General features: G+C 68.2%; 16 protein-coding genes and 1 pseudogene. 10 read left to right on the forward strand and 7 right to left on the reverse strand.

The genetic code is table 11. The features are described from left to right. Together D8M39_RS12625 and D8M39_RS07370 are read left to right on the forward strand one after the other, a co-directional pair. Positions 1 to 327 (forward strand): annotated as a pseudogene (locus tag D8M39_RS12625) (primosomal protein N'); the annotation flags it as partial. Between the two features lie 281 nt (positions 328 to 608). Then, a complete protein-coding gene (locus D8M39_RS07370; protein WP_126874744.1) occupies positions 609 to 1,976 on the forward strand; it encodes an ATP-binding protein in 1,368 nt (455 codons plus the stop codon). A gap of 557 nt (positions 1,977 to 2,533) precedes the next feature. On the opposite strand, the gene D8M39_RS07375 is transcribed toward D8M39_RS07370, so the two are convergent. Both D8M39_RS07375 and D8M39_RS07380 read right to left on the reverse strand, forming a co-directional pair. After that, complete coding sequence (locus D8M39_RS07375) at positions 2,534 to 3,634, reverse strand: glycosyltransferase family 1 protein (RefSeq protein WP_126874745.1); 1,101 nt, start codon at positions 3,632 to 3,634, stop codon at positions 2,534 to 2,536. Continuing rightward, the gene (locus tag D8M39_RS07380) at positions 3,631 to 4,752 is read right to left on the reverse strand and encodes an alpha/beta fold hydrolase (RefSeq protein WP_094394762.1); all 1,122 of its coding nucleotides are present in this window, start codon (positions 4,750 to 4,752) and stop codon (positions 3,631 to 3,633) included. The genes D8M39_RS07375 and D8M39_RS07380 overlap by 4 nt, the downstream gene beginning before the upstream one ends. Before the next feature lie 182 nt (positions 4,753 to 4,934). Between D8M39_RS07380 and leuS the strand changes: the two genes are divergently transcribed. The 4 genes from leuS to D8M39_RS07400 all read left to right on the forward strand — a co-directional run bounded on the left by leuS (position 4,935) and on the right by D8M39_RS07400 (position 12,324). Continuing rightward, positions 4,935 to 7,445 carry a leucine--tRNA ligase gene (leuS, locus tag D8M39_RS07385; protein ID WP_094393909.1) on the forward strand — a complete coding sequence of 837 codons (2,511 nt, stop codon included), beginning with the start codon at positions 4,935 to 4,937 and terminating at the stop codon, positions 7,443 to 7,445. After that, positions 7,445 to 8,446, forward strand: a complete 1,002-nt coding sequence (locus D8M39_RS07390) for a DegV family protein (RefSeq protein WP_094393912.1) — start codon at positions 7,445 to 7,447, stop codon at positions 8,444 to 8,446. The genes leuS and D8M39_RS07390 overlap by 1 nt, the downstream gene beginning before the upstream one ends. A gap of 78 nt (positions 8,447 to 8,524) precedes the next feature. Next, positions 8,525 to 9,589 carry a ComEA family DNA-binding protein gene (locus tag D8M39_RS12770; RefSeq protein WP_094393914.1) on the forward strand — a complete coding sequence of 355 codons (1,065 nt, stop codon included), beginning with the start codon at positions 8,525 to 8,527 and terminating at the stop codon, positions 9,587 to 9,589. A gap of 362 nt (positions 9,590 to 9,951) precedes the next feature. After that, complete coding sequence (locus D8M39_RS07400; RefSeq protein ID WP_161971384.1) at positions 9,952 to 12,324, forward strand: ComEC/Rec2 family competence protein; 2,373 nt, start codon at positions 9,952 to 9,954, stop codon at positions 12,322 to 12,324. A gap of 56 nt (positions 12,325 to 12,380) precedes the next feature. On the opposite strand, the gene D8M39_RS07405 is transcribed toward D8M39_RS07400, so the two are convergent. Together D8M39_RS07405 and D8M39_RS07410 are read right to left on the reverse strand one after the other, a co-directional pair. Continuing rightward, on the reverse strand, positions 12,381 to 12,737 hold the full coding sequence (locus D8M39_RS07405) for a hypothetical protein (protein ID WP_055084696.1): 357 nt from the start codon (positions 12,735 to 12,737) through the stop codon (positions 12,381 to 12,383). Positions 12,738 to 12,745: 8 nt separating this feature from the next. Then, a complete protein-coding gene (locus tag D8M39_RS07410; RefSeq protein ID WP_126874747.1) occupies positions 12,746 to 13,108 on the reverse strand; it encodes a TetR/AcrR family transcriptional regulator in 363 nt (120 codons plus the stop codon). Positions 13,109 to 13,233: 125 nt separating this feature from the next. On the opposite strand from D8M39_RS07410, the gene D8M39_RS07415 reads away from it, so the two are divergent. Beyond that, positions 13,234 to 14,331: an NADH:flavin oxidoreductase/NADH oxidase gene (locus D8M39_RS07415; protein WP_126874748.1), complete on the forward strand. Its 1,098-nt coding sequence runs from the start codon at positions 13,234 to 13,236 to the stop codon at positions 14,329 to 14,331. 236 nt (positions 14,332 to 14,567) lie between these two features. Then, a complete protein-coding gene (gene holA / locus D8M39_RS07420; RefSeq protein ID WP_094393924.1) occupies positions 14,568 to 15,581 on the forward strand; it encodes a DNA polymerase III subunit delta in 1,014 nt (337 codons plus the stop codon). A gap of 101 nt (positions 15,582 to 15,682) precedes the next feature. Here holA and rpsT read toward each other — a convergent pair whose 3' ends face one another. Beyond that, complete coding sequence (gene rpsT, locus D8M39_RS07425; protein WP_055084704.1) at positions 15,683 to 15,943, reverse strand: 30S ribosomal protein S20; 261 nt, start codon at positions 15,941 to 15,943, stop codon at positions 15,683 to 15,685. Between the two features lie 250 nt (positions 15,944 to 16,193). Further along, positions 16,194 to 16,787 (reverse strand): type II toxin-antitoxin system PemK/MazF family toxin, encoded by a 594-nt coding sequence (locus D8M39_RS07430; protein WP_055084706.1) that lies wholly within the window; start codon positions 16,785 to 16,787, stop codon positions 16,194 to 16,196. An 84-nt stretch (positions 16,788 to 16,871) separates the two neighbouring features. Between D8M39_RS07430 and lepA the strand changes: the two genes are divergently transcribed. Both lepA and hemW read left to right on the forward strand, forming a co-directional pair. After that, on the forward strand, positions 16,872 to 18,728 hold the full coding sequence (lepA, locus tag D8M39_RS07435) for a translation elongation factor 4 (RefSeq protein WP_055084708.1): 1,857 nt from the start codon (positions 16,872 to 16,874) through the stop codon (positions 18,726 to 18,728). Next, a complete protein-coding gene (hemW, locus tag D8M39_RS07440; protein ID WP_055084709.1) occupies positions 18,728 to 19,972 on the forward strand; it encodes a radical SAM family heme chaperone HemW in 1,245 nt (414 codons plus the stop codon). The genes lepA and hemW overlap by 1 nt, the downstream gene beginning before the upstream one ends. A 30-nt stretch (positions 19,973 to 20,002) precedes the next feature. On the opposite strand, the gene D8M39_RS07445 is transcribed toward hemW, so the two are convergent. Continuing rightward, entirely contained in the window at positions 20,003 to 20,446 is a 444-nt protein-coding gene (locus D8M39_RS07445) for a DUF4870 domain-containing protein (RefSeq protein ID WP_238694003.1), read from the reverse strand. Positions 20,447 to 20,645 lie beyond the last annotated feature (199 nt).

Raw genomic sequence — 20,645 nt, forward strand, 5'->3', positions numbered from 1 at the left:
CCGCGCGACGCCGTGGAGGCCACCCTGCTGGACCTCGCTCTGCCCGAGCGCGTGCGCGTGGTCGGTCCCGCACCGGTGGAGCCGACGCCCGGCAACGGTGCGGACCTCGCCGAGCCCGCCACGGACGACGCCGCGACGCTGGACGGAGCCGACGTCGCCCGCTCCCCGGGGCGCGGCGGGAACCGCCCGTACCGGGCGCTGCTGTTCTTCGGTTTCGGGATCGCCCCGCGGGTCACCGGTGCCCTGCGGGCGGAGAAGGCGCGCGCTTCGGCGCTGCGCGAACACGCGCCGGTGACGGTGCGCTGCGACGTCGCCGACCTGCTGTAAAACAGGAGGATGATGCGGTAACCCTTGAATCGAGGTAATATATAAATATATTGACAAGAGTACCATGGCAAAAAGAAAATCGAACGCCGATTATATGGCCTAATACTTGCGTTCTTTATTCGCATACGCAGCCTGAAAGTACTACTCAGGTGTGATCCCTGGTGGATTGCCCATACGCCAAAGCGAATTGTGTTCCACATATTCATTTAATTATTTGCAGCAATAATATTACCTACAACGATTGAAATAGCGAGTGTAGCGGTAACCTTTAGGAGAACTCTGTGGATCATCTAACTATCAGCAACGAAGAGGTTACGACCCTTCTAGAACGCTCTGAGGATCACTATATTGATTTCAAGAGTAAGGCCATTAGGCCTGCGTCGCTCGAAAAGCAGGTTTCGGCCTTCGCCAACTCTTCTGGGGGAGAATTCTATGTTGGAATTGAGGAGGTGTCTCCCGGAATTTTTGAGTGGAGTGGCTTCAGTAGAATTGAAGATATGAATGGTCATGTTCATGTCTTAATGAATGCGTTTCCTGCATCGGATACATTTCAGTACGACACTCTTTTTAATCCTAACTCATCTGGATATGTACTGCGTGTTACAATCGGAAAAACTCGCTACATTTGTAAGACATCTGCGGGAGATATTTATATACGTGGTGCGGCTAGCGTAAAACGGCTATCTTCTCCCTGTGAAATTGAAGAGTTGAAACTGGCAAAAGGCGTTACCTCCTACGAGACCTCTACGACTCAGGCGTCATTGGCCATGGTCACAGATTCCTTGCAGATCACAGAGTTTGTAATTGATGCCCTCACTTTTTCTGAGCCAGAGCCATGGCTCCGATCACAAATGATGATAGTGTCCGAACGACCGACTGTGGCTGCTGTAGTACTTTTCGCTGACGAGCCCCAGGCAGTTCTCCCAAAGGCATCGGTGATGGTTTACCGGTATGCCTCAACGGACGAGATTGGAATGAGGGACCATCTCGTTGACGGCAAAACTTGGAACATCGAGGGATCGGCTATTAAGCAAATCGATTCGGCCGTGAAAAAGGTTACTGAATTAATTGAAACTGTGAAAAGTGCGAGTCTAGAAGATATATCCTATCCCCCTGAGACTTTACATGAGATTCTTGCAAATGCGGTTATTCATAGAGACTACTCAATACAGGACAACATTCACGTTCGTATCTTTGACGACCGTGTCGAGGTTGAGAGTCCCGGACGTCTGCCGGGAAACGTCACCCCTAGAAACCTCCCAGGTGCTCGATTCTCACGAAATACGATGATCGAGAGAATGTTGCACAAATTTTCCGATGCGCCCAATAAAAATGTGGGCGAAGGTCTCATGACCGCATTTCAAGCAATGACGGACATGCGTTTAGCTGAACCCGAAATTAATGAAACTGAAAACGGGGTGCTCGTCACGATCAGGCACTCACCTCTGGATAGTCCTGCGACGATTATATTGCGTTATTTAGACAAGGCAGAGGACATTACTAACCGTAAAGCGAGGGAACTTACAAATATTCAAAGTGATAGTAAAATGAGACGCATTCTTGCTAACATGATTAAACAAGGGGTGCTTGAGCAAGTACCTGGCACAATTAAGGGTGGATATAAATATCGTAAAGTTCTGAATCCATAGTTTTTACGTGGCCACGCGCATGAGTAGGGCACTATCTATGAAGTAATTGACTAAATTTAAGCATTGATAGGCCTAACCAGGCGATGTCTTATGGTGGCCCGAAAGCGCTTGTAGGAATTAGAACCCGTAAAGTCTGGATATAATCTTGTCCCCAATCGCCCATGATAAATGGATACCACCGGGCAATCAAATGTGTAACTCGTAATTGTTATACTGGGGAAGATGCAGATTCACACGTTTCTCGATGATTAGGTCCGCGGCCTCTGCAGGGTAGGGATATATATTATGACTGAATAAAAGTTAATACTCAGATTGATGCAAAAAAGAAATTGCTTACACGGTAGTATTTTATTTATCATATTTGTGTGGTTTCAAACTTCTTCGATGCAGGTAAGTACGAAGTTAATTCAAGAAAAATGCCTGAATTATTAATCGTATATACGTCATGTTGGCTTATCAGCTTACCGGGTAATTGCGATTCCCCTTGTTATTTTCGGTCGCACAATCGCTGTTTTTCATTTACTGTTCGTACCAGTTTGAGAACTGGACATCATGGCTCAGCCCCGCTGTTGCAGCTCCCACGCCAAGTCCAGCAGGTCTCGGGCGGAGTCCTCCCACGTGTGCTCGCGGATCCGTTGCAGTCCGGCGAGCACGCGCTCGCGGGCCACGGCCGGGTCGATGAGCTCGCGCACCCGGGCGGCGAAGGCGGCGTCGTCGTCCGCGGGGGCGTAGCCGGCGGCGTTCCCGGCGACCTCGTGGAAGATCGGCAGGTCCGAGCACACGACGGGCGCGCCCTGCGCGAAGGCCTCCACGAGCGGCAGCCCGTAGCCCTCCGCGCGCGAAGCCGTGACGAGTGCGGCGCACGAGGTGAGCAGCTCGCGGTACTCGTCCTCGCCCACCCCGCGGTGGAAGACCACGTGCGCGCCGTCCGGGACGTGCGTCCGCAGCTGAGCCTCCCGCGCGGGGGTGATCCGGGAGAGCAGGTGCAGCGTGTGCCCCGGCAGGTGGGCCATGGCGCGCAGCAGGGTCTCCACGTTCTTGTAGGGCAGGAACGAGCCCATGTACACGAGGTCCGTCCCGCGGTGTGCGAGCCGGTCGAGGGCCTCGGCCTCCGGGATCCCGGACGACGGCGCGGCGTTGGCGACCACGCGCACGTCCCGTTTCGTGAGGCGGTGCGCGAGGATCTGCTGCCTCGACGTCTCGGAGACGGTGGTCACGGCGTCCGCGCGGTTCAGGGTGAGCCGCTGGGGCCACCACGCCTTGTGGTAGGCGCGCCACCCCCACTGCACGGGCAGCGGCAGGTCCCCGGGCGGCTGGGGGTGCTCGTAGTAGATGAGGTCGTGCAGCGTGAGGATGAGTCGGTGGCGGCGGCCCAGGGAGCCCATGGTCTGCATGGGGGAGAAGACGACGTCGGGTGCGTACCTGTTCACGGCGAGCGCGGTGAGTGCCTCCGCCGGGGACGTCACGGAGGGCCCCGTGATGGTCGGCAGCTCGGGGAAGAACGCGGCCTGGGCGGGGTCGCTGACCAGCGCGCACAGCCGCACCCGGGGGTCCTCGGCCACGGCGCGGGCGGTGGCGGTGAGCAGCTCGGCGCTGTAGCGGCTGATGCCGTCGTGGTGGTCGGTGCGGATGTACCGGGCGTCGAAGAGCAGCTTCACTTCTGCCGGGTCCCGTCCCGGTGGCGCGCGTCAGCGTGCTCGTGGTGCTCGTCCGCGGGAGCCGTCGTCCGGGCGCTCCCGTCGAGCCCGCGGGCCTCTGTCTCGCGCGCGAACTGGCGTGCGCCGTCGTCCGGGGAGACGGCCGGGAGCATCCCCGTGAGCTGGTCCGGGGTGGAGACGGTGGTGTCCGCGTGGGGCAGCCTGTCGTAGCCCTCCAGCGGTTCGGGTGCGGGGGAGCTCAGGAACTCCTCGACGTACTGCGCGGCCAGGGTGGGGGTCTCGTAGTGGATCAGGTGTCCCACGCCGGGGATGATCTTGAGGCTGTGGCTGCGGATCCAGGAGGCCATGGTGCGCTGGGAGTCCACGGAGCCGAGGTCGTCGAGCTCGCCCACGATCAGCAGGGTGGGCATGCTCAGCTGCATGGCCACCTCTGCCACGGTGCGGGAGATCGACGCCTGGTACGCCTCGCTGACCACCTGCCGGTTGGCGAAGGCGTTGAAGTAGGCCTGGTGCTGGCGCAGGGCGTAGTGCTTGACCTCCGGGTCCTCGGACTTGACCATCACGTCCGTCATGAGCTTGACCACGGTGTTCGAGGACAGCAGGCGGGTGCCCAGCCGCTGCGGCAGGGAGGCGCCCACCCCGTAGTAGAGCTCGGTGAGCTTCGTCAGCTTCTTCTGCGAGCCCGCGAGCGCCGGCTGCGAGATGGGGTTCACGAGCACCAGCCGCTCCACCATGGAGGGGTGCGCGGCGGCGAAGTGGGCGGCCACGGTGGAGCCGAAGGAGTGCCCGAGCAGCACCACGCCGGTCTCGGAGTCCGGGGACACGGCGCCGTCGGTCAGCGCGGTGATGAACGCCCGGGTGAAGTCCACGTAGTTCGCCACGGAGTGCTCCCGGTCCGGGAACGGCTCGGAGCGCCCGAAGCCCGGCAGGTCCGGGACCACGACGTGGTACTTCTCCCGCAGGGCGCTCGCGATCAGCTGCAGCCCGTGGTGGTCCCCGCGGAAGCCGTGGAGCATGACCAGCAGGGGTTTGCGCTGCCTGTCCGCGTCGTAGAACCAGTACCGCACGCGGTAGCCGTCCAGTTCCACGCTGCGGCGTTCTGCGTAGGGGTTCTCCACCGTGGCCTCCAAAGTTCCGGGTTCAGCGCACCCATGGTAGCGGTGGCGCGTGGGAACGGCGGGTGCGGCGGGCTGGTCTAAACTGTGAGGGATCCCCACACACCACCACGGGGGACCAGGCCGTCGCCTCGGAACCCGGGCGCGGGAGCAGCCCGGCCCCGTGAACCCTGAAGGCGAGGCACGTGAGCGAGCACAGCACCCCGGAGGCGGGCACCGACTACGACACCCGGCGGATCGAGGACACCTGGTCCGGCTACTGGGAGAAGCACCGGGTCTTCGCGCCCCTCGACGACGGCTCCCTGCCGCGTCGCTACGTGCTCGACATGTTCCCGTACCCCTCGGGTGACCTGCACATGGGCCACGCGGAGGCGTTCGCCATGGGGGACGTGGTCTCCCGCTACTGGCTGCACCGCGGCTACGACGTGATGCACCCCATCGGATGGGACTCCTTCGGGCTGCCCGCGGAGAACGCCGCGATCAAGCGTGACGCGCACCCCGCCGAGTGGACCTACCGCAACATCGACACCCAGCGCGAGTCCTTCAAGCGCTACGCGATCAGCGTGGACTGGGACCGCGAGATCCACACCTCCGACCCCGAGTACTACCGGTGGACCCAGTGGCTGTTCCTGCAGTTCTACAAGAACGGGCTCGCCTACCGGAAGGACTCCCCGGTCAACTGGTGCCCCAAGGACCAGACCGTGCTCGCCAACGAGCAGGTGGTCAACGGGCTGTGCGAGCGCTGCCACACGCCCGTGACCAAGAAGTCCCTGAACCAGTGGTACTTCAAGATCACCGACTACGCCCAGCGGCTGCTGGACGACATGACCGAGCTCGAGGGCCACTGGCCCGAGCGCGTGCTCGCCATGCAGCGCAACTGGATCGGACGCTCCGAGGGCGCGCACGTGACGTTCCTCATCGAGGGCGCCCCCGCGGAGGGGGCCGACGCCGCGGACACCTCCGGGCGCGAGGTCACCGTCTTCACCACCCGCCCGGACACCCTCTACGGTGCCACGTTCTGCGTGGTCGCCGCGGACGCCGCCATCGCCTCCGAGATCGTGGCCCCCGAGCAGGCCGCCGCGCTCGCGGAGTACCGGGAGCAGGTCAAGGCTCTCTCGGACATCGAGCGCCAGTCCTCGGACCGGGATAAGACCGGTGTGTTCCTGGGCCGGTACGCGGTGAACCCGCTGACCGGGGAGAAGCTGCCGGTGTGGGCCTCGGACTACGTGCTGGCGGACTACGGCACCGGTGTGATCATGGCCGTGCCCGCCCACGACCAGCGGGACCTGGACTTCGCCCGCGCGTTCGACCTGCCCGTGCGCACGGTCCTGGACACCGGCGAGGAGGACCCCGCCGAGACGGGTGTGGCCGCGAACGGCGACGGCACCCTGGTCAACTCCGGGCCCCTGGACGGGCTGCCCAAGGCCGAGGCCCTGGACAAGGCCATCGAGATCGTGACCGAGGCCGGCACCGGTGAGCGCCACGTGAACTTCCGGCTGCGGGACTGGCTGCTGTCCCGGCAGCGGTTCTGGGGGGCGCCCATCCCGATCATCCACTGCCCCTCCTGCGGTGAGGTGCCCGTGCCCGAGGACCAGCTGCCGGTGCGGCTGCCCGAGGACCTGCGCGGTGAGCAGCTGGCGCCCAAGGGGCAGAGCCCGCTCGCGGCGGCGTCGGACTGGGTGAACGTGAGCTGCCCCGCGTGCGGCGGTCCCGCGAAGCGCGACACCGACACCATGGACACCTTCGTGGACTCCTCCTGGTACTACCTGCGCTACGCGTCCCCGAAGGACGAGACGGGCCCGTTCGAGCGTGCCGCCGTGGACCGGTGGCTGCCCGTGGACCAGTACGTGGGCGGTGTGGAGCACGCGATCCTGCACCTGCTGTACTCGCGTTTCTTCACCAAGGCGCTCTACGACTTCGGCCTGGTGGGCTTCACCGAGCCGTTCAAGGCGCTGCTGAACCAGGGCCAGGTGCTCAACGGCGGCAAGGCGATGTCCAAGTCCCTGGGCAACGGTGTGGACCTGGGCGAGCAGCTGGACGAGTTCGGCGTGGACGCCGTGCGCCTGACCATGGTCTTCGCCTCCCCGCCGGAGGACGACGTCGACTGGGCGGACGTCTCGCCCCAGGGTGCCCAGAAGTTCCTGGCCCGCGCGTGGCGCCTCGCCCAGGACTGCACCGCGGACCCCGCCGCGCCGTTCGCCGACGGTGACAAGGCCCTGCGCAGCGCGACCCACAAGACCGTCGCGGACGCCGAGCAGCTGCTGGACGCCGGGAAGTTCAACGTGGTCATCGCCCGCACCATGGAGCTGGTCAACGCGGTGCGCAAGGCCATCGACTCCGGCTGCGGCCCCGCGGACCCCGCCGTGCGCGAGGCCGTGGAGGCCGTCACGATCCTGCTGTCCCTCGTGGCGCCCTACACCTCGGAGGACATGTGGCACCTGCTCGGGCACGAGGACTCCGTGGTGCGTGCCCCCTGGCCCACCGTGGACCCCGCGCTGCTCGTGGAGGACACCGTGACCGCCGTCGTGCAGATCAAGGGCAAGGTCCGCGACCGCCTGGAGGTCCCCGCGGACATCACCGACGAGGACCTCGAGGCCGCCGCCATGGGCTCCCCGGCCGTGCAGCGGCTGCTGGCCGATGCCACGGTGCGCAAGGTCATCGTGCGCGCCCCCAAGCTCGTGAACATCGTGGTCTGATGACCGGCCACGGTTCGCGGAGCCCGACCCCCGACTCGAGCGAGCCGGAGGGCGGGCTCCGTCCCGTTGCGGGTCACGGCGACGCCGCGCTCCGCCGCGTCGCCGTCGTCGCCGACAGCGCCGCAGCCCTGCCCACCTCCTGGCTCAGCGACTACACGACGGCCGGCGGTTTTGCGCTCGTGGACATGCCCGTGCTGATCGGCGGGCAGCTGCACACCGAGGACGAGTCGGACACGCTCTCCTCACTGGTCGTCGCGCTCGCCGAGGGGAAGCCCGTGACCACCTCCCGGCCCGCACCCGGTCAGCTGCGGGCGGCGTACCGGCGCTTCGAGGCGGAGGGCTTCGACGCCGTCGTCTCCGTGCACCTCTCCGGGGAGCTCTCCGGAACCGTGGGCGCGACGCGGATCGCACGGCAGGAGATCGGGATCCCCGTGCGGATCGTTGACACACAGAGCGCCGGGCTCGGGCAGGGACTGGCAGTGCGCGCGGCGCTGCAGGCGGCGGCGTCGGGGGCCGGGATCGACGACGTCGCCCAGGCCGCCCGCGAGGCTGCTCAGCGCGCGCAGGTGCTCATCCAGGTGCGCTCGCTGGAGACGCTGCGCCGCGGCGGGCGGATCAACCCGACCACGGCGAGGGTGGGCTCCGTGCTGCAGATCAAGCCGCTGCTGAGCCTGGCGGAGGGGAAGATCGTGACCGTGGAGCGGCCGGTGTCCCTGGCGAAGGCGAGGGCGCGGTTCATGACGCTCGTGGGGGAGGCGCTGGCCCACGCGGAGCCCGAGCGGCCGGTGCTGTGCCTGCACCACGTGGCGGATGCCAACGGGGCGCGGGAGATCGGCGAGGTGCTGCGGGACCGCTACCGCCCCGAGGCCGAGCTGGTCATCAGCGACCTGCCGCCCGTGCTCAGCGCGCACGTGGGGCTCGGGACGAAGGCCGCGGTGGTGGAAGGGTCCACATCCGCGCCGGTGTGGCACGGCGAGAGGCCTGCACAGCCCGCTTCGTGAGGTGTGGGCATCCGCTGCCCTCCACACGAACGGGGAGTCGGCCCACGTCAGCATGGTCGTTGGGGTGGAGTGGTCCGCATGAGCGGCATCGATGTCAGGGGACGACGGCGGTTTCGGGACAGCCAGGCCACCGAGCGGTTGGCGGCGCTGCTGGGGGAGGACGGGTCTTCCGGCGCAGCAGGTGGGACCACGCTGCCCGGGGATGACAATCCCGCGGGGGACTCACCGGCAGAGGAAGCGCGTTCCCGGCACCGCGAGGACGTTCTTGTGCGGCGTCGGCTCTCCCGCCCCGCGGTGGTGGTGCTGTGTGTGGTGCTGCTGCTCGCGGTGGCGCTGGGTGGGATCTCCCTGCTCTCGCGCGGGGACGAAGCGGCCCTGGTCACCTCTGCCGCGGTCTCTGGCGAGGGAACGGAGGCGGCGAACGACGACGAGGCGCCAGGTGACGGAGCGAGAGCCGGGGAGTCGTCGGGCGCGTCCACTCACGGCCGCGCCAGCGCCACGTCCCACGCCAGCTCAGGAGGGGCAGAGGCCTCGGACGTGTCGACGGCCCGCGCGCAGGACACGGTAGTGCTCACCGTGCACGTGGTCGGAGAGGTCAAGGACCCCTCCGTGGTCACCCTCTCTCCGGGTGCCCGCGTGATGGACGCCGTGCAGGCCGCTGGGGGATTCACCTCCGTGGCGGTGAAAGACCGGATCAACCTCGCGCAGCCCGTGCAGGACGGTGCGCAGATCACGATCCCCAACAAGACCAACGCTGATCGGGTGGCCGCAGAGCAGACCGGAGGAACGACATCATCCTCCGGCTCCGCAACGGCGGCCGGGTCGGCGGCCGGTTCCGGAGCGGCTTCCAGTGCCGGTGGTACTGCGGGTTCCAGTGGGGCGGCGAGCGGCGGTTCCGGGGGAAACGGTACTGCGGGTGCCACGGCTTCCGGAGCAGCGGCCGCGGGCGGGGCGCTGGTGAACCTCAACACCGCCACGGCCGCGGAGCTGGAGACCCTTCCCCGGGTGGGGCCCGTGCTGGCGCAGCGGATCGTGGACTTCCGCACCCAGCACGGGCCATTCACCGCGCCCGAGCAGCTCGACGACGTCAGCGGCGTGGGCCCCGCGCTGCTGGAGGCGTTGCTTCCCCTGGTCTCAGCATGACGGGTCAGTGTGACCTGCGGCTGCTCCCGGTGGCGGTGAGCACGTGGGTGTGCTCGATCCTCACGCTCCTGAGCGGCTGGGCGGTCGGGAGCAGGGGCGCGCTCCTATGCGCGGCCCTCTTCACGGCGGCGTGGTCCCCTCCCACATGGTTCAGGGACCGCGTCCTCCGCCGATTCCGCACCTGGGTCCTGAGGTCTCGTCGTGGCGGACGACCCGGTAGTCGCGAGCGGGCTCGTGGTTGTCGGCGGTCCGCGGGCGCACCACGACAATTCCCGAGTGAGGAATTCGGGCAACCAGTACCTGGGCAGACGTCGTCACGGCCAGCTGGTGTGGGCGCGCGGCGTCGTCTCGGGTCCGCGCTCGTGCTGCCCCTGGTCATCGTGATCGCGGCCACCGCGGGGATCGTCACGGCGCTTGCGGCCACCGCCCCCGCCCAGGAGTTCCTGGCCGCCCACCCCGCCGGTTCGGTGGTGCGTGTCCAGGCAGACGTCCAGGGAGCGCCGTCGCCCTACACTGTGGGTCCTGCGCCGGGGGAGCAGGAGGCGTCCCACGGGGTGGCCGTGGACCTGCGCATCACCGTCGCGGACGGCGCGCCGCAGGACGTCGCCGCTACAGTCTTCGCCACGGACCCGGCGTGGGGCATCCTCGAGGCCGGCGAGCGCGTGGAGGCCGTGCTGAGGGTGACCGCTACCGCGGAACCGGCACGCCTCACCCTGAGGGGCTCCTCACCGCCCGTCCCTGCGCACGACGGAGGGGAACAGGCGCACGGGCCCGGCCTGCGGACAACCGTCCGCCAGGATCTCGCGCGCATCGCCGGGAAGCACGGCGCGGTGAGTGCGGGACTCGTGCCCGGCATGACCGTGGGGGACACCTCCCGGCTGCCCGACGCGCTGGCCCAGAGCATGAAGGACACCGGGCTCACCCACCTGACCGCCGTCTCCGGTTCCAACTGCGCGCTCGTGATGACGCTGACCGGCTACGCGGCTCTCACCCTCGGGGCGGGGCGCCGCGGGTGCGTCCTCGCGGGGCTGGCGGCGCTCGCGGGTTTCGTGGTGCTGGTGGGTCCGGACCCCTCCGTGCTGCGCGCCGGGGTGATGGGCGCCCTCGGCGGGATCGCCATGCTCACCGGCCGCCCGGGGGTGAGCCTCAGCGCCCTGTGTGCCGCGGTGACGGGTCTCGTGCTCGTGGAACCGCAGCTGGCCATCGACTACGGGTTCGTGCTCTCCGTGCTGGCGACGGCGGGCATCGTCGTCAGCGCCCGCCCGGTCACCCGGCTGCTCGCCACGCGTCTGCCGGCGGTGCTCGCGGTGTGCGTGGCCGTCCCGCTCGTGGCCCAGCTGTGGTGCGGGCCCGTGCTGCTCCTGCTCAACCCCACGCTGCCGCTCTACAGCCTGCCCGCGAACATGGCGGCCTCCCCGCTCGTGCCGGTCGTGACCGTTGCCGGGCTGCTCGCGGTCTGTGTCCTGCTCGCGGGACACCTCCTCACCCCGGTGCTCCAGCTGCTCGTGCCCGCTGCTCCGGAACCCGCCGTGTTCACCGCGTGGGAACGGACCGCCGGACTGCCCGTGGGTCTCGCCTCCTACCCCGCGCGCCTGCTCGGACGCATCGCCGACACCTTCGCCAGGCTCCCCGGCGCGCACCTGCCCTGGCCCCCGGGGCCCACCGGGATCGCCCTGCTCACCGCGGCCACCCTTGTGGCGCTCGCGGCTCTGCACGCCCTCGACCGCCGCATGCGTCGCCCCGGGCCCACCCGCGGCACCGTCACCTCTGCTCCCGCCGAACCGCCCGTGCCCGACGCCGTGTGGCGCGTCCGCGCCCGCGAGCACCGGTTCCGACGCCGCGCCCTCGCCGTCACCGCGGCCCTCACACTGCTCGCGCTCCTGGTCACGGCCGTGGTGTGGTGGTTGCGCCCCGCACCGCAGTGGGAGTCCGTGGTGTGCGACGTCGGGCAGGGGGATGCCGTGCTGCACCGCACCGGGGAACACAGCGCGGTGCTCGTCGACGGCGGCCCCGACCCCCGGGCCCTGCAGCGATGCCTGCACCAGGCGGACATCACCCACCTGGACGCCGTCGTCGCCACCCACGACCACGACGACCACGTCGCGGGCCTCGAAGGCCTCACCGACGTCGTCGACGTGGACCGCATCTGGTACTCCACCGCCGGCGGAGCTCTCCCCGACGAACTCGCCCCGCTGGCCGAGAAGGCGACTCGACCGCACGTGGGGGACCGCCTCGTGGCCGGGAGCCTCACCATGGAGGTGCTCGGACCCGAACCACCTGCAGAGACCGCCCCGGCCCACGGGAGTCGGGACACTCAGCCCAGAGGCCCCACCCGTGCGACCCACGTGAGCTCCGACGACGAGAACAACGCCTCCCTCCTGCTGCACCTCACCCTCACCGGCCCCCACGGCACCACCACCTGGCTCACCGGAGGCGACATCGAAGCAGAGGCCTACACACGGGACACCCGAACCCTCCCCGGCGGCACCGCCCCGCACGTCGACGTCCTCAAGGTCTCCCACCACGGAGCCCGCAACGGCGGCACCGCCATCATCCACGACACCCATCCGGCGCTCGCCGTGATCTCCGTGGGGAAGGACAACAGCTACGGCCACCCGCACCCCCAGACGGTGCAAGCGCTGCAGGAGGTGGATGCCGCCGTCGCCCGCACCGACGAGAGCGGGTCCCTGTGGATCCGCAAGGACGGGAACAGGCTGGTGGTCTCTGCGCGGTGAGGGGACGGCGGGTCATTCGTGCCGTCATGCCGTGGCGGTGTCCGCTGCGTCTCGTGTCAGCGGGCACCAGCCCGCGCGGTGATCGCTGCGGCCTGCTGCGCGGGGTCGTCCAGGGACAGGACGAGACGGCTGAAGCGCTCGTCGACGAGTTCGACGACCACGGTGTTCTCGTAGCCACTGATGTTCCAGAACTGACGTTGCCCGTCGGCGTGGAACGTCCCGCTCAGTTTGGAACCGCGGCGCAGGCCCGGTCCGCGCCACCCCTTCGGCTCGGCCTTCATGCCGGGATCGTGAGTGGCGCCACGAACGTGACTCCACGGGATGGACAGACGACTGGTGAACGACCAGAGCTTGTCGAACCCCTGGGGCTCAACGACTAGAGTCGTGTCGGTCAGGGTGACGATGTTGTTCATGGCGCTCCTCATTCCGTCGTTCGGTTGGCGCGGGACAGCAGGTGCTGTCCGACTCGGCGGGGATCACCGGCGAAGCACAGGTCGACTGCCTGGCCCGCGAGCTTGCGAATGTCGTCGCTGACCGGTGCGAGTTCCAGCAGCGCCACCACCACCAGGTCCCTGGAGTCCTGGTCGACGTCACCGGACCTCGCGCGGTCACAGACCTGCTCAAGCGCCGCCTGGACCAGCCCGTGCTTGGACCCGTAGAGCTTGTAGAAGCTGGCCCGGTTCAGCTGCAGTGCCCCCAGTACCACGTCTACCGACACGGCGTCGAAGCCACGCTGACCGAGCAGTGCCGTCGCACGTCGAAGCACTTGGGTCTCGTCGAACATCCTTGGTCTTCCCACGCGATACAGACTAATCGTTCTAGAACGGACTGTCTAAAACGTGAGAGCAGAGAGGGTGCTCAACGCGCACGATCCCTGCCCCTTGAGGAGCGGAGACCTAGACTCTCCCCATGCGCACCACCCTCTTCGAACCGGTCACCCTGCGCGGGCTCACCGTCCGCAACCGGCTGTGGGTTCCGCCCATGTGCCAGTACTCGGCGTTCGGGGAGGACGGCAAGCCCACCGACTGGCACCTCGTCCACTACGGCTCACTCGCCCGGGGCGGCGCCGGGGCCATCATCGTGGAGGCCAGCGCCGTCGTCCCCGAGGGGCGCATCAGCCCGCGCGACCTCGGACTCTGGAACGACGAGCAGCGGGACGCCCTCGCCCGCATCGTCGACTTCGCCCACGGACAGGGCGCAGCCATCGGTATCCAGCTCGCCCAGGCAGGACGCAAGGCCAGCACGCAGCCCGCATGGGGCGTCGAGAACCCGGGGGAGAGCCTCGCCCCGCAGGACGGCGGCTGGCCCACCGTGGGTCCGTCCGACGTCGCCTTCCCCGGCCTCACCGCGCCCCAGGCCCTCGACGAGAAGGGCATCGACGACGTCGTGTCCGCCTTCGTGGCCTCGGCCCGCCGCGCCGTCCACGCCGGCATGGACTTCGTTGAACTCCACGCCGCCCACGGCTACCTCCTCCACCAGTTCCTCTCCCCACTGAGCAACCACCGCGACGACTCCTACGGCGGCACCCCCGAGAACCGCGCCCGACTCCTGCTCCGCACCACCGACGCCCTCCGCGCCGAGATCCCCGACGACATGCCCCTCCTCGTCCGCCTCTCCGGCACCGACTGGACGGACGGCGGACTCACCGCCGACGACACCGCCGCGCTCGCCGTGCGGCTCAAGGAGCACGGCGTGGACCTCGTGGACGTCTCGTCTGGCGGCAACGTCCCCGCCCAGATCCCCGTGGGCCCCGGCTACCAGGTGCCGCTGGCCACCCACGTGCGCCGCGTCGCCGAGCTCCCCGTGGCGGCGGTGGGCATGATCGACGACGCCTGGCAGGCCGAGCAGATCACCGCGACCGGTCTCGCGGACGTCGTCCTCATGGGCCGCCAGTCCCTCCGTGACTCCGCCGCCGCCCTGCACGCCGCCAGGAACCTCGGCGCAGAGACACTGCCGCTACCGAGCCAGTACGAACGGGCGTACCGCAGGGACCCCCGCAGGCGGTAGAACGGAACGGGGACGACGACGCCGCGTGGCACCCGAGCGCCGTCGTCACCCGTGCGCGGCGCCCTCCACCGCCACCCGATCCTGTCGGTGAGGCTGGGTAGCATGACAGGGATCAACGCGCGTTCCATGGCGCGCGGCATCAATCCGGCGCCCGGGGAAACCCGGAGGGCCGACGAGACACGGAGATCCGGGGACACTCGGAAATCCGTCCAGCACTGGCACCCGCGAGGAGCACCATGACCCCGGCCCGAAGCTCGTCCCGCCGCCAGGCACCCTCGGCGTCCCAGACGTCGTGGCGCGAGGCCACCCCGCAGCCGCTCGTGCTGGCCTCCGGCTCGGACGAGTACATCCTGCAGCGCATCCGGGAGTCCCTGCGTGACCAGATCAGGGCTGAGCGCGGCTCGTGCGAGGTCACCGACATCCCCGCCGGGGACTACGAGCCGGGCCAACTGGCCGTGGTCACGAGTCCGTCCCTGTTCGACGACCCCAAGCTGGTGTGCGTCCAGGACCTCGCGGGCATGAACGAGCACCTGCTCGCGGACGCCCTGTCGTACGTGGCCAACCCGGATCCGGAGGTCACGGTCCTGTGGCAGCACGCCGGCGGCAACCGCGGCAAGAAGCTGCTGGACGCCCTGAAGGAGAAGGCCGTGGTGCTCGACTGCACCCCGCCGAAGTCGGACCGGGACAAGTCCGCCTTCGTCCTCTCCGAGTTCCGTGCGCAGGGCAAGCGCATCGAGCCCGACGCCGCCCGCGCTCTCGCGGCCGCCGTGGGCACCAGCACCGCGGAACTGGCCGCGGCGTGCTCGCAGCTCATCGCGGACGGGCCCGCCACGGTGGACCACGACCTCGTGGAGAAGTACTACGGCGGCCGCGTGGAGGTCACCGCGTTCCGGGTCGCGGACGCCGCGGTGGCCGGCAACGTCGAGCAGGCACTGAAACTGTGGCGGCAGGCGGTGGACGTGGGCGTGGACCCCGTGCCGATGGTTGCCACGCTGGGGTCCAAGATGCGCCTGATCGCCCTGGCCGCAGGATCCCGCGGGGGAGCCGGTCAGATCGCACGGGACGTGGGCGCCGCACCGTGGCAGGTGGAGCGCGCGCAGAACGAGGCCCGCCGCTTCACGGCCCAGGACGTCACCCGTGCGCTGCAGGCCGTCGCCGCCGCGGACGCGCAGGTCAAGGGCGCCTCCCGGTCCCCGTACTTCGCGGTGGAGCGGGCCATCACCGTGATCGCCACCTCCGGCCACCACTGAGCCACGAGCGCGCCACCACAGACCCGCAGACAGACAAAGGCCCGGCACTCGCGAGGAGTGCCGGGCCTTCGGGCTCCGTCAGTGCGACGGGGTCAGCCGATTCAGATCTTGTCGACCTTCTTGGCCAGACCGGACTTCTTGTTGGCCGCGGTGTTCTTGTGCAGAACGCCCTTGGAGACGGCCTTGTCGAGCTTGCGGGAGGCCTTGCGGAGGGTCTCCGCGGCGGCGTCCTTGTTGCCGGACTCGACGGCCTGGTCCACCTTGCGGATCAGCGTCTTGAGCTCGGACTTGTAAGAGTTGTTGCGCAGGCGAGCCTTCTCGTTGGTGAGGTTGCGCTTCTTCTGCGACTTGATGTTGGCCACGTGTAGCTCCTAGAACGATTGCGGAAGTAGGTCAGTGAGGGCTCACGGATGGTCATCGACTGAGTTGTGAGAGTGGGGATGCTCTGTGGCAACCATCCGCTGTGCCCGACGACCAGCGCGGACACACAGCGGACCACTTTAGCAGACGAGTCATGTCCGTGCCGGGACGGGCCGGGATGCGGCGCGTTCCCGGCCCCGCGTGAACCCAGGGTATGGCTCAGTGAGCCCGGGTCAGGCCGGTGTGAGCGGCTCAGCGCCGAGAGGTGAGCTCCGCCGCCACGGCCTCGAACACGGCCCGGTCCAGCACCGTGCCCTCGCGCCGCACCGCGTCCGGGCGCACCGGGATCACACGGTCGATCCTCGCCTCGGACGGCCGCCCCGAGCGGTCCCAGCCACCGGTGCCCACGTCCACGTATCTGGGATCGTCGTGCGTGGCGGTGTCGTGGTCCTTGGAGGTGAGCATCACGCACAGCAGCCACTCCTGGGTACGGTCCACGATCAGCACGGGCCGGTCCTTGCCGCGGGAGTGGTCCTCCTCGTACGGTACCCAGCTCCACACGATCTCCCCGGGATCGGGCTTGCCGTCCGGGTGGGCGTCCCACTGCGGGTGCACGGGCCCCGTCCAGTCCCCGGGGTAGTCGGCGGTGCCTGCGGGGGACGACGTCGCCGTGCCCCGCCTGGTGCCCGAGGTGCCGTGGTCGTGGGCGACGGTGGGCGGTGTCGCCGTGCCCGCGGAGCGGGGACCGCGTGATCCGGCGCCCCGGGAACCGGAGCCGCCGGAGTAGCGCTGGTACATGCGGAACAGCCGCAGTCCCTGGTTGATGAGTCGAGTGATGTCGGCCATGGGGACATCGTAGGGGGACCGGTTCGCCCGATCGTCGTGGGCATGGGAAACTGGGGAGTCATCCTGAGAACGAAAGGACCGCCCGTGTCACCGTTGGCCGTCAATCCACCGGCACCTGCCTCGACCGATCCCTCGGTGATCAGGAACTTCTGCATCATCGCCCACATCGACCACGGCAAGTCCACCCTCGCGGACCGCATGCTCCAGGCCACGGGCGTGGTGACACCCCGGCAGATGAAGGCCCAGTACCTGGACCGCATGGACATCGAGCGCGAGCGCGGGATCACCATCAAGTCCCAGGCCGTGCGCATGCCGTGGAACGTGGACGGCACGGACTACGCGCTGAACATGATCGACACCCCGGGCCACGTGGACTTCACGTACGAGGTCTCCCGCTCGCTGGCGGCGTGCGAGGCCACCATCCTGCTGGTGGACGCCGCCCAGGGCATCGAGGCGCAGACGCTGGCGAACCTGTACCTGGCGCTGGAGAACGACCTCACGATCATCCCCGTGCTCAACAAGATCGACCTCCCGGCCGCGCAGCCGGAGAAGTACGCCGCGGAGCTTGCCAACCTGATCGGCGTGGAGCCCGAGGACGTCCTGAAGGTCTCGGGCAAGACCGGTGAGGGCGTGGAGGAGCTGCTGGACCGCATCGTGCGGGACGTGCCCGCGCCGCAGGGAAAGAAGGACGCGCCGTCGCGCGCCATGATCTTCGACTCCGTGTACGACACCTACCGCGGCGTGGTGACCTACGTGCGCGTGGTGGACGGAACCCTGGTGCCGCGCGAGCGGATCCAGATGATGTCCACCGGCGCCACGCACGAGCTGCTGGAGATCGGGGTGATCTCGCCCGAGCCGATCCCGTCGAAGGGCCTGAGCGTGGGGGAGGTGGGCTACCTCATCACGGGCGTGAAGGACGTCCGCCAGTCGCGCGTGGGCGACACGGTCACCAACCAGCAGAAGCCGGCGGAGGACTCCCTGGGCGGCTACGAGGACCCCAAGCCCATGGTGTTCTCCGGGCTGTTCCCGGTGGAGGGCTCCGACTACCCGGTGCTGCGGGACGCGCTGGAGAAGCTGCAGCTCAACGACGCCGCCCTGGTCTACGAGCCCGAGACGTCCACGGCGCTGGGCTTCGGCTTCCGCTGCGGCTTCCTGGGACTGCTGCACCTGGAGATCACCCGCGACCGTCTGGAGCGCGAGTTCAACCTGGACCTGATCTCCACCGCACCGTCCGTGTCCTACAACGTGACGCTCGAGGACCACTCCGAGGTGGAGGTCACCAACCCGTCCGAGTTCCCGGAGGGTCGGATCCTGGAGATCCGCGAGCCCATGGTCTCCGCGACGATCCTTGTGCCCTCGGAGTTCATCGGCGCGGTCATGGAGCTCTCCCAGTCCAAGCGCGGTGAGATGAAGGGCATGGACTACCTGTCCGAGGACCGCGTGGAGCTGCGCTACCGGTTGCCGCTCGCGGAGATCGTCTTCGACTTCTTCGACCAGCTCAAGTCCAAGACCCGCGGCTACGCGTCCCTGGACTGGAAGGCGGACGGGGAGCAGGCCGCGGACCTCGTGAAGGTGGACATCCTGCTGCAGGGTGAACAGGTGGACGCGTTCAGCGCCATCACCCACAAGGACAAGGCCTACTCCTACGGTGTGCTGATGACGGGCAAGCTGCAGAAGCTGATCCCGCGCCAGCAGTACGAGGTCCCCATCCAGGCGGCCATCGGCTCGCGCATCATCGCGCGCGAGAACATCCGCGCGATCCGCAAGGACGTGCTCTCCAAGTGCTACGGCGGCGACATCTCCCGCAAGCGCAAGCTGCTCGAGAAGCAGAAGGAGGGCAAGAAGCGCATGAAGATGGTCGGCCGCGTGGAGGTCCCGCAGGAGGCCTTCGTGGCCGCGCTGTCCTCGGACGAGGACAACGGGAAGGACAAGAAGAAGTAATGCCCGCCCAGCCGGAGGGGGACCCCGCACCGTCGGACGGCGCCCTCCCCGCGAGCGCGGTGGCCCGCGCCGCGGACCGCACCCTGAGCCTCTACGTCCACGTTCCGTTCTGCGCGGTGCGCTGCGGCTACTGCGACTTCAACACCTACACCATGGAGCAGCTGGGGGACGGGGTCTCCCGGGACGACTACCACCGCGACGCCGCGGCAGAGGTCCGTTTCGCCCGTTCAGTGCTCGACGCCGCCGGGGCGCCCCCGCGGGCCCTGCACAGCGTGTTCTTCGGCGGGGGCACCCCCACGCTGCTCCCAGCCCGGGAGCTCGCGAACATGCTCGGCCAGGCCCGTCAGAGCTTCGGGCTCGCACCGGACGCCGAGGTGACCGTGGAGGCCAACCCGGACTCCGTCACGGCGGAGACCTTCGACGTGCTGGCCGAGGCCGGTGTGACCCGCGTGTCCTTCGGCATGCAGTCCGCCGTGCCGCACGTGCTGAGGGTGCTCGAACGCACGCACACGCCGGCAAACGTGCCGCGCGCCGTCGGCTGGGCGAAGGAGCGCGGGCTGGGCACGAGCGTGGACCTGATCTACGGCACCCCGGGGGAGAGCGTGGCCGACTGGCGGACCTCGCTGGAGGCCGCCCTGGAGATGGACTCGGACCACGTGTCCGCGTACTCGCTGATCATCGAGGACGGCACAAAGCTCGCCGCGCAGATGCGCCGGGGCGAGGTCCCCCGGGTGGATCCGGACGACCAGGCGGAGAAGTACACGCTGGCGGACGCGATGCTCCGCGAAGCGGGTTTCGAGTGGTACGAGGTCTCCAACTGGTCCCGGGACGCCCACGGGCGCAGCGCGCTGGAGAACCGCAGCGCGCACAACCTCGCCTACTGGCGCAACCAGGACTGGTGGGGCATCGGCCCCGGAGCGCACTCCCACAGCGACGGCGTGCGGTGGTGGAACCTCAAGCACCCCCTGCCCTACACGAACAAGGTCCGCCAGGGCGTCTCACCCGCGGCGGGCCGGGAGACGCTGGACGCGCAGACGCGCTACGTGGAGGACGTGATGCTCGGCATCCGGATCCGCGACGGTCTGGAGACCGCGCAGCTGCAGCCGGAGGGCCGGAAAGCGGTGGCCGGGCTGATCGCCGACGGCTGGCTGGACGGTGCCGCCGCGGTGCGGGGCACGGCCGTGCTCACGGATGCGGGGCGGCTGATGGCCGATGCCGTGACGCGCCGGCTGCTCGACTGGTGAGCGGCCCGAGGCGAGTCGTGGGCGCGGGCGTCAGCCGCGGGACGTGGTGAGCCGGTCGTAGAGGTGTGTGTTGCCGCGATACTGGTGCGGCTCGCCGCGGTTGACCTTCACGCCCGCGACCACGGAGGCGATGGCCAGCCACAGCCAGGTCACGGCGGCGACCACGGAGAAGATCCAGCCGATCACGGGTACGAGAGAGAGCGCGATGCCTGCCAGCACCACGACACTCGGCAGCAGCGTGAAGTTCAGCGCCTCCCGGGACTCCTGCGCGGTGAACGGGCCGCGGTCCCCGAACACCCGGTGGATCACGTAGCTGGGCAGCGCGCCGACCACGCCGCCCAGGTGCGCGACGGTGGCCCACTGGCGGTCCTGGTTCACGTCCAGGGGCTGGGCCTCGGCGGGCACGGCCTCGAACGGGGTCTCACCCGCGGCGCGGGCGGCGGGGGCAGCGGGGGTGGGAGCAGCGTCAGTCACGGGTGGGTGTCCCTTTCAGGGGCGGTAGCCGAACCGGGGTGGATCGGAGTCCCGGTGCCCCCTATTCTACGGTGCGCTCCTGGAAACGGACCGGGGTGCGTCTGGAATCACGTGTGAGCCTGGATATGTCGGACGACGCCGCCGCGCCACCGGCAGCCCGGGGCCACCGCGCCAACCGCGTCGGCCGGGACAACGGGTC

It is taken from the genome of Kocuria sp. HSID17590 (assembly GCF_003989485.1).
Classification (GTDB): domain Bacteria; phylum Actinomycetota; class Actinomycetes; order Actinomycetales; family Micrococcaceae; genus Kocuria; species Kocuria salsicia.